The 14,565-nt window shown below is 67.5% G+C and carries 15 protein-coding genes; 12 read left to right on the top strand and 3 right to left on the bottom strand.

Translation table 11 applies throughout. The annotated features are described in order from the left end of the window. Positions 1 to 255: 255 nt before the first annotated feature. From DBO33_RS32775 to DBO33_RS32730, 10 genes are all read left to right on the top strand, one after another. Positions 256 to 1,146, top strand: a complete 891-nt coding sequence (locus DBO33_RS32775; RefSeq protein ID WP_107658494.1) for a TIM barrel protein — start codon at positions 256 to 258, stop codon at positions 1,144 to 1,146. A gap of 10 nt (positions 1,147 to 1,156) precedes the next feature. Continuing rightward, the gene (locus DBO33_RS32770) at positions 1,157 to 2,161 is read left to right on the top strand and encodes a sugar ABC transporter substrate-binding protein (protein ID WP_234391160.1); all 1,005 of its coding nucleotides are present in this window, start codon (positions 1,157 to 1,159) and stop codon (positions 2,159 to 2,161) included. A gap of 18 nt (positions 2,162 to 2,179) precedes the next feature. Beyond that, entirely contained in the window at positions 2,180 to 3,232 is a 1,053-nt protein-coding gene (locus tag DBO33_RS32765; RefSeq protein ID WP_199856826.1) for an ABC transporter permease, read from the top strand. Further along, a complete protein-coding gene (locus tag DBO33_RS32760; RefSeq protein ID WP_107658492.1) occupies positions 3,229 to 4,032 on the top strand; it encodes an ATP-binding cassette domain-containing protein in 804 nt (267 codons plus the stop codon). The genes DBO33_RS32765 and DBO33_RS32760 overlap by 4 nt, the downstream gene beginning before the upstream one ends. A gap of 28 nt (positions 4,033 to 4,060) precedes the next feature. Continuing rightward, positions 4,061 to 4,999 carry a 5-dehydro-2-deoxygluconokinase gene (iolC, locus tag DBO33_RS32755; RefSeq protein WP_107658491.1) on the top strand — a complete coding sequence of 313 codons (939 nt, stop codon included), beginning with the start codon at positions 4,061 to 4,063 and terminating at the stop codon, positions 4,997 to 4,999. A gap of 33 nt (positions 5,000 to 5,032) precedes the next feature. Continuing rightward, a complete protein-coding gene (locus tag DBO33_RS32750) occupies positions 5,033 to 5,926 on the top strand; it encodes a Cgl0159 family (beta/alpha)8-fold protein (RefSeq protein WP_107658490.1) in 894 nt (297 codons plus the stop codon). Between the two features lie 34 nt (positions 5,927 to 5,960). Further along, positions 5,961 to 6,848 (top strand): 5-deoxy-glucuronate isomerase, encoded by an 888-nt coding sequence (iolB, locus tag DBO33_RS32745; protein ID WP_107658489.1) that lies wholly within the window; start codon positions 5,961 to 5,963, stop codon positions 6,846 to 6,848. Then, positions 6,845 to 8,686, top strand: coding sequence for a 3D-(3,5/4)-trihydroxycyclohexane-1,2-dione acylhydrolase (decyclizing) (gene iolD / locus DBO33_RS32740; RefSeq protein WP_107658488.1), 1,842 nt, complete (start codon positions 6,845 to 6,847; stop codon positions 8,684 to 8,686). The genes iolB and iolD overlap by 4 nt, the downstream gene beginning before the upstream one ends. 184 nt (positions 8,687 to 8,870) lie before the next feature. Then, positions 8,871 to 9,299, top strand: a complete 429-nt coding sequence (locus tag DBO33_RS32735; RefSeq protein ID WP_107658487.1) for a putative immunity protein — start codon at positions 8,871 to 8,873, stop codon at positions 9,297 to 9,299. A gap of 143 nt (positions 9,300 to 9,442) precedes the next feature. Continuing rightward, positions 9,443 to 9,646, top strand: a complete 204-nt coding sequence (locus tag DBO33_RS32730; RefSeq protein ID WP_054814460.1) for a cold-shock protein — start codon at positions 9,443 to 9,445, stop codon at positions 9,644 to 9,646. Between the two features lie 70 nt (positions 9,647 to 9,716). Here DBO33_RS32730 and DBO33_RS32725 read toward each other — a convergent pair whose 3' ends face one another. Continuing rightward, a complete protein-coding gene (locus DBO33_RS32725) occupies positions 9,717 to 10,358 on the bottom strand; it encodes a dihydrofolate reductase family protein (RefSeq protein WP_107658486.1) in 642 nt (213 codons plus the stop codon). 116 nt (positions 10,359 to 10,474) lie between these two features. Here DBO33_RS32725 and DBO33_RS32720 point away from each other — a divergent pair, with 116 nt between their 5' ends. Beyond that, the gene (locus tag DBO33_RS32720; protein ID WP_107658485.1) at positions 10,475 to 10,969 is read left to right on the top strand and encodes a winged helix-turn-helix transcriptional regulator; all 495 of its coding nucleotides are present in this window, start codon (positions 10,475 to 10,477) and stop codon (positions 10,967 to 10,969) included. Between the two features lie 4 nt (positions 10,970 to 10,973). On the opposite strand, the gene DBO33_RS32715 is transcribed toward DBO33_RS32720, so the two are convergent. Further along, positions 10,974 to 11,777, bottom strand: coding sequence for a nucleotidyltransferase domain-containing protein (locus DBO33_RS32715; protein WP_107658484.1), 804 nt, complete (start codon positions 11,775 to 11,777; stop codon positions 10,974 to 10,976). Between the two features lie 48 nt (positions 11,778 to 11,825). Beyond that, positions 11,826 to 13,037, bottom strand: coding sequence for an MFS transporter (locus DBO33_RS32710; protein WP_107658483.1), 1,212 nt, complete (start codon positions 13,035 to 13,037; stop codon positions 11,826 to 11,828). Positions 13,038 to 13,173: 136 nt separating this feature from the next. Between DBO33_RS32710 and DBO33_RS32705 the strand changes: the two genes are divergently transcribed. Next, a complete protein-coding gene (locus tag DBO33_RS32705) occupies positions 13,174 to 14,061 on the top strand; it encodes a LysR family transcriptional regulator (RefSeq protein ID WP_107658482.1) in 888 nt (295 codons plus the stop codon). Positions 14,062 to 14,565: the final 504 nt, after the last annotated feature.

Raw genomic sequence — 14,565 nt, 5'->3', positions numbered from 1 at the left:
CCGTTCCGCGTTCGATGAGCTGTGCCGTGTCGGACGTTACAAGGTCGGCGCGCGCTAATCAATAGAGCGCTCTAATTCGACAATATTCGTTGCCGAGTTCCCGGCGTATCTGCTGGAAGCGCGGATATTACCTGGTAGTAGCGATATTCTGGACAACGCGGAACCTCTTGACACACTATGACCCACGTTACATAGTTGGAGCGCTCCAATCGCTTGGAGCGCTCCAACTCGACATCGAAGGTCGGAGAAGTCCTGATGACCGAACCGCTCTACCCGCTGCGCATCGCGGCCGCCCCCATCTCCTGGGGAGTGTGCGAAGTTCCCGGCTGGGGTCATGTGCTCGACGCGCGCACCGTGCTCTCGGAGATGGCCGCACTCGGCTTGTCCGCGACCGAACTGGGCCCGCCCGGCTATCTTCCGCGTGACCCGGACGAGTTACGGTCGCTGCTCGAAACATTCGGCATCGCCGCGGTGGGCGGGTTCCTGGCGCAGGTGCTGCACGCGGAGCCGGAGCAGGCGATCGCGGCGGCGAAGGAGACCGCCACGCTGTTCGCGGCGACCGGCGCCGACGTGCTGGTGCTCGCCGCCGCGACCGGTCTCGGTGGCTACGACGCACGCCCGCAACTCAGCGAGTCCGAGTGGCGCACGCTCATCGACACCGCCGCCGCGATCCGCGACGTCGCCGCCGAGTGCGGGCTGCGCACGGTGCTGCATCCGCATGTCGGCACGCATGTGGAGACCGAGCCCGAAGTCGAACGCTTCCTTGCCGATTCCGATCTCGACATCTGCCTCGACACCGGTCACCTGCTGATCGGCGGCACCGACCCGGTGCAGCTCGCACAGCGACATGCCGGTCGCATCGGGCACATTCACCTGAAGGACGTCCGCAGCGCGGTCGCCGACGAAGTACGCGGCGGCACAGTGGAATACAGCGAGGCCGTGCGGCGTGGCCTGTATGCCCCCTTGGGGGACGGCGACGTCGACATCGCCGCCCTGGTGAGCAGCATGCACGCCGCCGGATACCAGGGCTGGTATGTCATGGAGCAGGACACCGCCCTGCAGCCGACCGACTCGGCGGAGCTGCCGAGCCGGGATACCGAACGCAGCCTGCGGCACCTCGCGGGCCTCGTGGCCGCACGAATCTAGTGGGGAAGTGATGACAACGATGTCTCTACGACTCGGCCGAGGATGGCAGCGGTCGCGCCGGTTGCTGCCATGGCTCGCCGCCGCCACGGTGCTGGCCGCCTGTAGCGGGCCGGGCGCCGACGTGCCCGCCCCGACCAACTCGCCGGTGGCCGCAGGAAAATTGAACTCTGTCGCGGTGGTCACGCACGGCAGCCCCGGCGACGCGTTCTGGAACGTCGTCAAGAACGGCGCGGAGGCGGCAGGCAAGGATCTCGGCGTCCGGGTCGAATACAACTCCGCCGGTGATCCGGGCCAGCAAGCGAAGCTGATCGACAACGCGGTGGCGCAGGGCGTCGACGGGCTCGTCGTCTCGATGGCCAACCCGGACGCGTTGCGCCCCTCGATCGAAAAGGCCGTCACCGCAGGCATTCCGGTGGTGACCATCAACTCCGGCGAGAACGAGAGCGTCAAGTACGGCGCCATCGGCCATGTGGGACAAAGCGAGTCGCTGGCCGGCCAGGCGGCGGGCAAGCGGCTGGCCGATGCCAAGAAGACCAAGCTGCTCTGCGTGATCCACGAGGCGGGCAATATCGGCGCTACCCAGCGGTGCGACGGTGCAACCAAGGCCTTCGGCAACGGCACGACGCTGCAGGTCGACATCAACAACCCGACCGACGCGCAGTCCCGCATCAAGGGCGCGCTGGAGGCCGACAAGACCATCGACGCGGTGCTGACGCTGAATTCGCAGGTCGCCGCGCGTGCGGTGGACGGGGTCAAGGAATCGCAGTCCGGCGCGACGGTCGCGACGTTCGACCTCAATACCGATGTGGTCGAGGCCATCCGGGCGGGCAAGCTGCTGTTCGCCGTCGACCAGCAGCAGTACGAGCAGGGTTATCTGCCCGTGGTGCTGCTGCAGGCCTACCGGACGAATTTGAACACCGTCGGTGGTGGCGCACCGGTGCAGACGGGTCCGGCCTTCGTCGACAAGGACAACGTCGATGCCGTCGCCGCGCTCGTGGCACAGGGCACCCGCTGAGGTCAGGGAGTAGATGAAATGACTGTTGCCACAAAAGCATCCGAGGCCGCACCGGCCGCGCAACCCCAGGGACCGACGCTGCTGCAGCGGCTGATCGTGCGGCCGGAGATCGGCGCCGCACTCGGCGCGCTGCTCGTGTTCGTGTTCTTCTCGATCATCACCGAGCGGTTTCTGAGCCCGCTGGGCATCGCGACCTGGCTGGACGACTCGTCCACGCTCGGCATCATGGCGGTCGCGGTGGCGCTGTTGATGATCGGCGGTGAATTCGATCTGTCGGCCGGTGTGATGACCGCGTCGACCGCGCTGGTCACCGCGCTGCTCGCGGTGCACGCGGGCTGGAACGTCTGGTTCGCACTGCTGGCCTCGCTGCTACTGGCGTTGCTGGTCGGCGCATTCAACGGGTGGCTCGTGATGCGTACCGGATTGCCGAGTTTCATCGTCACGCTCGGCACTTTCCTTGCGCTGCAAGGCTTGAACCTCGGCGTGACCCGACTGGTCACCGGAACCGTTCAGGTGTCCGGGATTCGGAGCGCCGAGGGCTACAACTCGGCAGGCTGGGTCTTCGCCTCGACGTTGAACATCGGTGAGGCCCGCATCCAAGCCTCGGTCATCTGGTGGATCGTGCTGACCGCGATCGCCGCGATCGTCTTGGTGCGTACCAAGTTCGGCAATTGGATCTTCGCTGTCGGCGGCTCACTCACCAACGCACGGGCCGTCGGTGTACCCGCGGACCGGACGAAAATCGTGCTCTTCATGACCACCGCATTCGCCGGCTGGGTGGTCGGTTCCTGTGGCATCCTGCGTTTCGCCAGCGTGCAGGCGAACCAAGGGGTGGGCCTGGAGCTGCACTACATCATCGCCGCTGTCGTCGGCGGTTGCCTGCTGACCGGCGGCTTCGGCTCGGCGATCGGCGCCGCCATCGGCGCCCTCATCTTCGGCATGGCGCGTCAGGGAATTGTGTTCGCGCGCTGGGACAGTGACTGGTTCATGCTGTTCCTCGGCGTGCTGCTGCTGGCGGCGGTGCTGGTCAACAACAGATTCCAGAAGCGAGCCGAAAGGGTACGCCGATGAGTGCACCAGCACAGGCGACGAGTGGGGCGACCCCGCTCATCGAAGCCGTTGGTATCGGCAAGAGTTACGGCGGCGTCGTCGCGTTGGAGGACGTGTCGACCGTGGTCAACGCGGGGCAGGTCACCTGCATCCTCGGCGACAACGGTGCGGGCAAGTCCACGCTGATCAAGATCCTGGCCGGGGTGCACCAGCACGATCGCGGCGAGTTGCGCATCGACGGACAGCCGGTCCGGATGTCTTCGCCGCGCATGGCTTTGGATCACGGCATCGCGACGGTCTATCAGGATCTCGCGGTGGTGCCGCTGATGAGCGTCTGGCGCAACTTCGTGCTGGGTTCCGAGCCGACCACCGGCTTCTTGCGGCTGCTCGACCGCCGCAAGGGTCGCGAGATCGCCCGGCAAGGGTTGGCGGACATGGGCATCGAGATCCGCGATATGGAGCAGCCGGTCGGCACGCTGTCCGGCGGGCAGCGCCAATGCGTGGCCATCGCGCGGGCCGTGCACTACGGCGCCAAGGTGCTGATCCTGGACGAACCCACCGCCGCGCTCGGTGTGAAGCAGGCCGGGGTGGTGCTCAAATACGTTGTCCAAGCGCGTGATCGAGGCCTCGGCGTCATCCTGATCACGCACAATCCGCACCACGCCTTCCCGGTCGGCGACCGTTTTCTGCTGCTGAAACGCGGCACGATGCTCGGCTCGTACGAGAAGGACGAGATCGACCTGTCGGAGCTCACGAGGCAGATGGCGGGCGGCGCCGAACTGGACGCGTTGCAGCACGAACTGCAGCGGGTCGTGTCGTGAACAGCTCACCGCGGCGAAAGGTGTTGCCGTGACCGATTTGGAAGCACTGACCATCGGACGCGTCGGCGTGGATCTCTACCCGCAGCAGAGCGGCGTCGGCCTGGCCGAGGTCGAGTCCTTCGCGAAATTCCTGGGCGGCACCGCGACCAACGTAGCGGTGGCGGCCGCGCGACTGGGCCGCCGCAGCGCCGTACTGACCAAGGTCGGCCCGGACGGTTTCGGCGACTACGTGCGAACGGCCTTGGCGGACTTCGGGGTCTCGACGGACTATGTCGGCACGGCGCCGGACCTCCTGACGCCCGTGGTCTTTTGCGAGCTGAAGCCGCCCGCCGACCCGCCGCTGCTGTTCTATCGCGCGCCCATCGCACCGGACCTCACCCTCACCGAGGACGAGGTGCCGTGGGACGTGGTGGATTCGGTTCCCCTGCTGTGGGTCACCGGCACCGGCGTGAGCGCGGAGCCTGGACGTAGTACTCAGCGCCGCATCCTCGAACGGCGGAATCGCCGCGGCCACACCGTGCTCGACCTCGACTACCGGCCGATGTTCTGGCCGGATGTCGACACCGCCCGAGCAGAGATCGGCTGGATGGTCGACCACGTCAACGTGGTCGTCGGTAACCGCACCGAGGTCCAAGTCGCCGTGGGCACAGCCGATCCCGACGAGGCCGCCGACCGTCTGCTCGCCCGCGGTGTCCGGCTCGCGGTGATCAAGCGCGGCGCCGAGGGCGTGCTCGTGGCGACCGAATACGAACGCTGGACGGTGCCGCCGTGCCCTGTCGAGGTGGTCTGCGGACTCGGCGCGGGCGACGGTTTCGGCGGTGCGCTGATCCACGGCCTGCTCGCGGACTGGGATCCACACCGCATCGCCACCTACGCCAATGCCGCGGGCGCCCTGGTGGCGTCCCGGCTGGCGTGCGCGGACGCCATGCCGACGGATTCGGAGATCGAGGATCTGCTGTGCCGCTGAGGCGGCGCACGAGACAGAAATGGAGAACCTACCGTGCATTTGACCGACGAACGCTGGCGTGAGCTGCTGCGCGTCCGCGCGACGGACCCGGCGGCGGTCGAACGGGCTTATGCGAAACGAGTCCGCCGCCCGAACCTGCTGGCGGACAAGGACACTCTGTTCCTGGTCGCCGCGGACCACCCGGCCCGCGGCGCCCTCGGCGTCGGCTCGGACCTGACCGCCATGGCGGACCGGCGGATGCTGCTGGAGCGGCTGCTGATCGCGCTGGCCCACCCGGACGTCGACGGCGTGCTCGGCTCGCCGGACGTGGTCGAGGAGCTGCTGCTGTTGGATGCGTTGGACGACAAGGTCGTCATCGGATCCATGAACCGGGGCGGGCTCGCGGGCGCCGAGTGGGAGATCGACGACCGCTTCACCGGGTACGACGCCGACTCACTCGCCCGATTCCGGCTGGACGGCGGCAAAATGCTGCTGCGCCTTGTCGATTCGGACGCGGGCACGGTCCCGACGTTGCAGGCCTGTGCGCAGGCGGTCTCCGAACTCGCGGCGAACGGCCTGATGGCCATGGTCGAGCCCCTGCCGTACCACCGCGACGAATCCGGCGCCCTGGTGATGGCCAAGGACGCGCCTGCTTTGTCCCGGGCGATCACGGTCGCCTCCGGTCTCGGCGTCACCTCGGCCTACACCTGGCTGAAGATTCCTGCCCCGCAGGATATTTCGGTCCTCGACGCGACGACGCTGCCGGTCGTGGTCCTCGGCGGGGCACCCTCCGGCGACCCGGTCGCCGACCTCGCGTTCTGGGACGGCGCGCTCAGTCATGACGTGGTGCGCGGCCTGGTGGTCGGCCGGACCCTGCTGTATCCGCCCGACGGTGACGTGGGCGCAGCCGTCGACGCAGCCGCCAAGATGCTGAAGGAGACGCGATGAGACTTGATCGTCCTGAATACAGGCGGGGATCGCGATGAGGCTGCACAGACCAGCTGGAACCCTGAGCGACGGCGGCGATCCGATCCGCCTGGGCCCCGAAGACGCCGGATGGACCTACACGGGCCTGCGGGTGCTGCACCTGGCCGCCGGGGAAACCCGAAAGCTGACGACCGGCGAGTACGAAGCGTTCGTATTGCCGCTGGCCGGCGCGTGCACCGTCCGTGTCGACGACATGACATTCGAATTGACCGGCCGGGAATCGGTTTTCGCCCGGGTGACCGACTTCGCATACATCCCCCGCGACGCCGAGGTCGAACTGACGGCCGACGCGGCGGCGGAGCTCGCCCTGCCCATGGCGCGCTGCATCAATCGCCTCGACCCGAAATATGGCCCTGCGGAACAGGTCCCGATCGATATCCGCGGCGCGGGCCGAGCCACCCGTCAGGTCACCAACTTCGGGGTCCCCGGCATCTGGGACCACGCCGACAAACTCAACGCCTGCGAACTGATCACCCCGGACGGCAACTGGTCGTCCTATCCGCCGCACAAGCACGACGAAGCGAGCGACTGCGAGGTAGTGAACGAGGAGATCTACTACTTCCGCATCGCCGGACGAGACGGCACCACTCCGTCACGTGACGGATTCGGAATCCACCGGACCTACACCTCGGACGGCGAGTTGGACGAAAACGTCGTGGTGCGCGACGGCGATGTTTTTCTCGTCCCACGCGGCTACCACGGCCCGTGCATCGCCGCGCCGGGCTACCCGATGTACTACCTGAACGTGCTCGCCGGCCCCGCCCCGGAGCGCTCGATGGCCTTCTGCGACGACCCGGTACACAGCTGGGTGCGCGGCACCTGGGACACCGAAGTCCGCGATCCGCGCTGCCCGATCACCAACCACGAAGGACGGCTCGGATGAAACTCACTGCGGCACAGGCGCTGGTGGCCTGGCTGGTCGCCCAACGCTCCGAAACCCTCGACGGCCGCGAAGTGCCGTTGTTCCCGGCTGTTTTCGGCATCTTCGGGCACGGCAACGTGCTCAGCCTCGGCACCGCGCTACAAGAGCGCAGGGATGAAATCCCGGTCTGGCGCGGGCACACCGAGCAGGGCATGGCCCTGGCGGCCGTCGGTTATGCCAAGGCGACCCATCGGCGGCAGATCGGCGTGGCCACCTCGTCCATCGGGCCCGGCGCGCTGAACATGGTGACCGCCGCCGGTGTCGCGCACGCCAATCGCCTTCCGCTGCTGCTGCTTCCGGGCGACACCTTCACCACCCGCGCCCCCGACCCGGTGCTCCAGCAGGTCGAGCACTTCGGCGACGCCACCGCCACGGTCAACGACGCCTTCCGTGCGGTGAGCCGGTACTTCGATCGGATCACCCGCCCGGAGCAGTTGATTTCGACACTGCCCCAGGCGGTTCGGGTGCTCACCGACCCGGCCGAGGCCGGTCCGGTAACCCTCGCCCTACCCCAAGACGTCCAGGCCGAGACCTACGACTTCCCCGACGCCCTGTTCGAACCGACCGTGCATCGCATCCTGCGCCCGCGCGCCGACGAGCGCTCGCTGGCCGACGCCGCCGCGGCGCTGCGTAGCTCCGCGCGGCCGCTGCTGGTGCTCGGCGGCGGTGTCCGCTACTCGGGTGCGGGCCGCACGGCGCTCGAATTCGCTGAGCGCCATGGGATTCCGATCGTGGAGACGACGGCGGGCCGGACCCTGGTGCCGCACGACCATGCGCTCTACGCCGGCCCGCTCGGCGTCACCGGCTCGAACTCGGCGAACACGATGGCCGCCGAAGCCGACCTGGTCCTCGCCGTCGGCACCCGCCTGCAGGATTTCACCACCGCCTCGTGGACGGTCTTCGCACCAGAAGTCCGCCTCGTCACGATCAACACCGCACGGTTCGACGCGGTCAAACACGGCGCGCTCGCGGTAGTCGGCGACGCGGCCGCGACGGTCCGCGATCTGGCCGATCACCTGGGGGAATGGCGCGTCGAGCCCGAGTGGTCCGCCCGCGCCGCAGCTCAGCGCGGCACCTGGGACGCCCACATCGACAAGTTGCGCGCTCACACCCCGGGCACACCCAGTTACGCCCAGGTCGTCGGCATCGTCAACGAGCTCAGCGGACCGAACGACTATGTCATGACCGCCTCGGGCGGCATGCCCGGCGAACTCGTCGGCGGCTGGCGCGCCACCGGCGGCGTCCCGAGCATGGACGTAGAATACGGCTTCTCCTGCATGGGTTACGAACTCGCCGGCGCCTGGGGTGCGGCCATGGCGCACACCGACGGCCTGGTCACCACCATGCTCGGCGACGGCTCCTACCTCATGCTGAACTCCGAACTGTTCTCGGCGGCCTTCGCCGGGCACCCGTTCGTCGCGGTGGTCTGCGACAACGACGGTTACGCGGTGATCGCCCGTCTTCAGGAGGGGCAAGGCGGCGCACCGTTCAATAATTTCTACGCCGACTGCCGCAGCGCCCACGCCGAGCCGCCGCGGGTGGACTTCGCCGCGCACGCTCGCGCGCTGGGCTGTGCCGTCTTCACCGCCGCCGACCTGACCGAGTTCCGCGACGCCTACGCCGGAGCGCGGGAGGCCGCGGTCCGCGAATCCCGCCCAGCCGTGCTGGTGATCCGCACCCAGCCGTCGTCCTGGACCGAAGCCGGCGCCTGGTGGGAGGTCGGTGTCCCCGAACACCTGTCCGGTCGCGCCGCCTACGCCGCGGCGAAACCGCGTCAGGTGCGCTATCTGCAACCGTGAACCGGGGATGCCCGTGGGGGCTGCGCGACGGGGCAGAAAGTCGTAGGATGACTTAGCGGCGCAGTGCTGCGCTGGTAGTGATGGCCCTTGCGGCACAAGGTAACTGGACGTGGCCCGGCATCGGCGACCACTTGCGTCGAGAAGGGGAAAAGCCTGTGCGGACCGAGGCGATCAGAGCGGGTCGGTGACCCTCAACAGGGTCGACCACACAGCGTTGGCGCTGTGGGCGGCCGCATGCGCCGAGCATGTGCTGCCGCTTTTCGAGCGCGCCTGCCCCCAGGATCCCCGACCGGCGGCGGCGATCGAGGCCGCCCGAGCATGGGTACGCGGCGACCTGACGATGCCGGAAGCGCGCCGAGCAGCCTTCGCCGCCCACGACGCGGCCCGCGAGACCACCGGACCCGCCGCTTTCGCCGCGCGAGCGGCCGGGCATGCCGCGGCCACCGCCCATGTGGCGGGCCACGCGGTGCATGCGGCCAACTATGCGATGCAGGCGGTACAGGCCGATTCGTCGGAGGGGGACGACGAACGCGCCTGGCAACAAGCTCAGGTTCCCGAACGTCTGTTTCGGGTGGTTTTCCCGGATCGGGGCCTGTCAGAGCATGGGAGGTGAAGGCAACAACCCCACGTCAGCGTTGTATTGCTCACAGTTGACGGGGGAAGATGTGGAGAAATTCGTCGGATCATGGCATCGTTGATCTACGAGACCAGGGCATTCCATTTGCCAGAATCTGGCTCGTCTACAGAAAGTATGAAATGGCTCAGGGCATTGTGAAGTGGTTCAACAGCGAGAAGGGCTTCGGCTTCATCGCGCAAGACGGCGGAGGCCCCGACGTCTTCGTGCATTACTCGGCCGTTAGCGGCGCGGGTTTCCGGTCCCTCGATGAGGGGCAGCGCGTGGAGTTCGAAATCGGCCAGGGCCAGAAGGGCCCGCAGGCGCAGGACGTTCGCGTCCTCTGATTCGCTCCCAAGCTTTCGAAAGGCCCCACACCGGCATGGTGCGGGGCCTTTCCCCATTTCAGGGGACTGCTCAGGCCTTGCTGAACTGCACATGGGTGACCGCGGGGGAGCGGACCACCGAGCTGACCCGGTAGCCGGGCAGCGTGCCGAGGTCGTCGTAGAGTCGCTCGCCGCCGCCGAGCAGGATCGGCACGACGGCCAGGTGCAGCTCGTCGACCAGACCCGCCTGCAGGAACTGGCGCACGACCGATGATCCGCCGCCCAGCCGGACGTCCTTGCCATCGGCTGCCTCGACTGCCTGCTTCAGCACTTCTTCCGGGGTGTCGTTCACGAAGTGGAACGTGGTCCCGCCCGCCATCGGCAGCGAAGGCCGCGGGTGATGGGTCATCACGAAGGTGTCGTGGTGGTACGGCGGGTTGTCGCCCCACCAGCCCTTCCACTCCTCGTCCGGCCACGTGCCGCGGATCGGCCCGAACATGTTGCGGCCCATGATGGTTGCGCCGATGCCGACCTCGCCCGCCTTGACGAAATCGTCATCGACACCGGTCTCGCCGCCCTCGTCGCCGAACCAGGTGCGACCGGTCTGCGTGGCGAAGACCCACTCGTGCAGGCTCGTGCCGCCTTCGCCGAGCGGGTTGTCCGCGCTCTGGTTCGGTCCGGCGACGTAGCCGTCGAGGGAGATCGCCAGGTTGCGCACGTGCAGCTTCGCCATGGTGTCAGTCTTTCTATAGTGCTTGCAGTTTGCAATCGCTTGGGGTCAGATTACGGGTAACTGGTTGTATATTGCAAGCAGATGTTCGACTCGGTTTTGCGGAGAAGGAGCGGTGGATGCGCGATGAGGGACGCTCGGGCTGCCCGATCAACGCGACGATCGAAGTGATCGGCGATCGGTGGACCCTGCTGGTGCTGCGCGACGTGATGTTCGGCAACCGGCGCTATTTCCGGGAACTGCTGGCCGGCTCGGAGGAGGGCATCGCCTCGAACATCCTGGCCGACCGCCTCAAACGGCTGGTCGCGGCGGGCATGCTCAGTCGAGCGGACAGCAGGCCTGGTCAGAAGGTCGAGTACCGGCTGACCGAGCCTGCCATCCAGCTCGTACCGATCATGGCGCAACTCGGGGCCTGGGGGTTGCGGCACCGGCCGACCACAAAGCGACTGCGGGTGCGAGCCGAGCTACTGGCGGAGGGCGGGCCGGAGCTGTGGGCGGAGTTCATGGCTGAACTTCGGGAGTCCCACTTGGGGATCCCCCGTCCGGACCAGGATCGGCCGACCGCCACGCACCGGCTTGCCCAGGCGTACGCGGCGGCCGTCGCCGAATCGTGAGCGGTTACTGCTGTGCCTCGGCGCGGAAGAACTCCGCGGTGAGGCTACGGGCGCGGTCGAGGTCCGGGTCCGCGGTCTTCGGGAAAGCGTCTGTCGCCAGGTCGAATTCGGCCTCGATGAACGCGGCGATCGGCGCAGGCACTGTCCCGCTGCCCATTTCGCGGGTGCGTGACTTGAGCTCGGTCAACTCCGCCACTGACGCAACGAGTTCGGCGGGCAGGTCGCACTCGTCCATCAGGGTCGGCAGGTGCATCGGCGCCACCGCCGCGCCAGGGTGCTGACGCAGCCAGCGCAACGCCATGGCCGGGCGCAGCGAGTAGAACACCTTCTTCAGTGATCGGTTGCGGTCGAACAACTCCCACTGCTTGGCACCCAGGTGCAGGTAGTGCCGGGCCACCCGGTCGCGGTCGGCGACCTCGTCGGCCAAGGCACGCAGGTCATCTCGGAATCGGGTATCGCCGCGGTACACGATCGGCGACATCAGCCATTCGATGAGCACGGCATTGCCGGCGACCAGCAGGCGCAGCGCCTTGGCCAGGTCCCAGCCGTTCACGTCGAGCAGCCCGGTCAGCGGCGTCTCGATGACGTCGCGGGTGCGCCAGGGCGAGAGGTAGGTATCCAGGCTCGCGACGTAGACGAAACGGCAGTCGTAGTCGGAATCCGGCGACGGGAAACCCCAGGCGCGGCTGCCGCTTTCGATGGCGAGCCGGACCGAGACGCGGTGCTCGCGCTCGACCCGGTCCAGCTCGAAGTCGATGGACCCGACCACTGTCGGGTCCATCGAAGCGGGGATCGCGCGCAGGGCCATGCCGCCGATGCTAGGCGGCCGATGATCACGACCGCATCTGGTTTTCGGCTATCCGCGCAGCTCGCGGGCCGCTGCCGGGCGGCTGACGGCGGCGATGGTCAGCGCGATGAGGACCAGCGCGCCGCCGAGCCACATCGCGGAGGTGACGCCGAACGCGTCCGCTGAGCGCCCGCCCACGAACGCGCCGAGGGCGATGGCGGCGTTGAAGACACCCGCGTTGAGCGAGGAGGCCGCCTCGCGTGCGTCCGGTGCCCCGGCGAACGCCCAATTCTGCGAGGTGACCGACACCCCGCCGTAAGACAGCCCCCACACCACCATCAGCACGACCGCGAGCCACAGCGAACCGCCCAGTGCCGGTATCAGCAGCACGGTGACCGCCAGCGGGATGCCGATCGTGATCAGCGTCCGCCGCGGGCTGCGCACACCCGCGGCGCCCGAACCGAAATTGCCGAGGACACCGGCGATTCCGTACACCAGGAGCAGGGTGCCGATGGCGCTCGCGCCGATGCCGGTCACCTTCTCCAGCAGTGGGCGGATGTAGGTGTAGGCGGCGAAGTGGCCGGTCACCAGGAACGCGACGACCAGCAATGCCGTGCGTAACTGCGGTTCTCGCGTCAATCGCAGGGTGTCCCGAAGCGGAACCGCTTGCGTGGCAGCCAATCTCGGAAGTAGCACGGCGATCGCGACCAGCAGGACCACCGCAAGCCCGGCGATGACGAGAAACGCCGCGCGCCATCCGGCGAGTGCGCCGATGTAGGTCCCGGCGGGGACGCCGATCACCGAGGCCACCGCGACGCCGCTGTACACGAGCGCGGTAGCGGTACCGACCGACTTCGGCGGGACCAGGCGCGCCGCCATGCTCGCCGCGATCGCCCACACGCCGCCGATCCCGACGCCGACCAGCACCCTGGCCCCCATCATGACCGCGAAATTCGGTGCCCACGCCGCGCCGACATTGCCCACCGTCAGCACCGCGAGTAGCGCGCAGAGCACGAGCCTGCGGTCGGTGCGCCCGAGCGCGGCGGTGATCAACGGTGCGGACAGCGCGGCGACCAGGCCGGTGGCCGTCAGCGAAAGGCCCGCCGCACCCTCGCTGACCCGCAATGTCGCGCTGATCGGAGTGAGCAACCCGACCGGGAGCATCTCCGAGGTGACGACCGTGAACGTGGCCCCGGTCACGGCACCGACGCCGAGCCAGCCGCGCAATGCCGAATCGCGCGCTGCCGGTGCCGAACTCGCGATTTCCTCAACCTGTGTCATGACTCCAGCCAACTGATCAGGCCTGGTGGAAACAACGGCGAAGGTCTCATCGTTCTATGAGCTGGACTAATCGACGGTGGAGAGGGAAGCCGATGAGCGAGCGCATGACGGAGCCGATCGCTAGCGAGGCGCGTTCATGAGCGGCTTGGAGGTGCGCGAGCTCGAGGCTTTCCTGGTACTCGCCGAGGAACTGCACTTCGGGCGGGCGGGTGAACGGCTGTACGTCTCGCAGGGCCGGGTCAGTCAACTGCTGCGCGCGCTGGAGCACCGGGTGGGCGCGCGGTTGATCGAGCGCACCAGTCGCAAGGTCGCGCTCACCCCGCTGGGCGCGGACTTCCTCGCCGACCTGCAGCCCGCGTATGCCGCGCTGCGTGCGACGGTAGACGGTGTCCGAGCCGCTGCGCGCGGCATGGAAGGTGTGCTGCGCATCGGTTTTCAGGGCTCGACCAGCGAGAATCTGACGGACGCTCTCGCGCTGTTCGCGCGCCGATTCCCGCACTGCGGCACCGAGGTGATCGAGATTCCGCTGGCCGACCCGTTCGGTCCGGTGCAGCGCGGCGAGGTCGATATCGCGGTGGTGCTGCTGCCGATGGGGGAGAGCGATCTCGTTCTCGGGCAGGTGTTTTCGGAGCAGCCGCAGATGTTGGCGGTGCACAACGAGCACCCGCTGGCGGCGCGAGCCAGCTTGTCGCCGGAAGATCTCGCAGAGTTCGCGTTGATCGGTGTGCGCGGACCCGCACCGCAGTACTGGCGGCGCGCGCAGTCGCTGGATGTCACACCGGGCGGTCGGCCGGTGCCGGCGGGTCCGGGCGTCGCCACCCTGCGGGAGGGGATCGAGTTGGTGGCGGCCGGTCAGGGTGCGATGCTGCTGTGCCATCCGACCGCCGTGTACCACGACCGGCCGGCGGTGCGCTTCGTGCCGGTGACCGGGTTGGCGCACTCCCGGCTCGGGCTGGTCTGGCATCGCAACCGGGAAACCACCCGGGTACGGGCATTTTCGCGGGCCGTCGCAGCGGCAGGCTGAGCGGTATTGCGGAGGCGGCGAACGGTATTGCGCGCCAGGTTTATCCAGGGCTGATTCGGCAGCTGGATGCTGTTGTTCGCGAGGCGCATAAGAGTGCTTCTAGTGAGAGCAATCGAGGAATTCGAGCACTTGTTACAACGTATTGCGCAACCGTCTTACTTGTCGGGAATGTCCGAGTTCGAATGCCCCTCTTATTCGGGTCCCATCGATTTCTTAGAAGATCGTCATGTTTACCGCTGTAGCCATCTCCGTGCGTAGGTGTCGATGCATACGACGTGGTCAAGCCCATGGTTCTCCGGGCGGCAACCCCAAATGGTCACCTGACCAGGTGTTCTTCGTGATGTGACTGTAACCTGCATCACTAAATAGCGAAAATTGGTAACCGACTTTGTCGAGACGCCGATGTGCCTTGTGTCAGCCAGTACAACTGGATGGTCTTTCAACGAAGAGGTATTTAAATGATCCCCGTTATCATCGACACCGGTAGCGCTGCCCTGGGCGGTT

It is taken from the genome of Nocardia suismassiliense (assembly GCF_900269665.1).
Taxonomy (GTDB): Bacteria; Actinomycetota; Actinomycetes; order Mycobacteriales; family Mycobacteriaceae; genus Nocardia; species Nocardia suismassiliense.
The sequence above is the reverse complement of the archived record's forward strand: the minus strand, read 5'-3'. Positions and strand labels throughout refer to the sequence as shown.

What these genes read in the sequence shown, in the direction of transcription:
- DBO33_RS32720 (WP_107658485.1), top strand. Translation starts at nt 10,475, where the DNA reads ATGCGCGATGAGGGACGCTCGGGCTGCCCGATCAACGCGACGATCGAA.
- DBO33_RS32725 (WP_107658486.1), bottom strand. Translation starts at nt 10,358, where the DNA reads ATGGCGAAGCTGCACGTGCGCAACCTGGCGATCTCCCTCGACGGCTAC.
- DBO33_RS32730 (WP_054814460.1), top strand. Translation starts at nt 9,443, where the DNA reads ATGGCTCAGGGCATTGTGAAGTGGTTCAACAGCGAGAAGGGCTTCGGC.
- DBO33_RS32705 (WP_107658482.1), top strand. Translation starts at nt 13,174, where the DNA reads ATGAGCGGCTTGGAGGTGCGCGAGCTCGAGGCTTTCCTGGTACTCGCC.
- DBO33_RS32765 (WP_199856826.1), top strand. Translation starts at nt 2,180, where the DNA reads ATGACTGTTGCCACAAAAGCATCCGAGGCCGCACCGGCCGCGCAACCC.
- DBO33_RS32775 (WP_107658494.1), top strand. Translation starts at nt 256, where the DNA reads ATGACCGAACCGCTCTACCCGCTGCGCATCGCGGCCGCCCCCATCTCC.
- DBO33_RS32760 (WP_107658492.1), top strand. Translation starts at nt 3,229, where the DNA reads ATGAGTGCACCAGCACAGGCGACGAGTGGGGCGACCCCGCTCATCGAA.
- iolB (WP_107658489.1), top strand. Translation starts at nt 5,961, where the DNA reads ATGAGGCTGCACAGACCAGCTGGAACCCTGAGCGACGGCGGCGATCCG.
- DBO33_RS32715 (WP_107658484.1), bottom strand. Translation starts at nt 11,777, where the DNA reads ATGGCCCTGCGCGCGATCCCCGCTTCGATGGACCCGACAGTGGTCGGG.
- DBO33_RS32710 (WP_107658483.1), bottom strand. Translation starts at nt 13,037, where the DNA reads ATGACACAGGTTGAGGAAATCGCGAGTTCGGCACCGGCAGCGCGCGAT.
- iolD (WP_107658488.1), top strand. Translation starts at nt 6,845, where the DNA reads ATGAAACTCACTGCGGCACAGGCGCTGGTGGCCTGGCTGGTCGCCCAA.
- DBO33_RS32770 (WP_234391160.1), top strand. Translation starts at nt 1,157, where the DNA reads ATGACAACGATGTCTCTACGACTCGGCCGAGGATGGCAGCGGTCGCGC.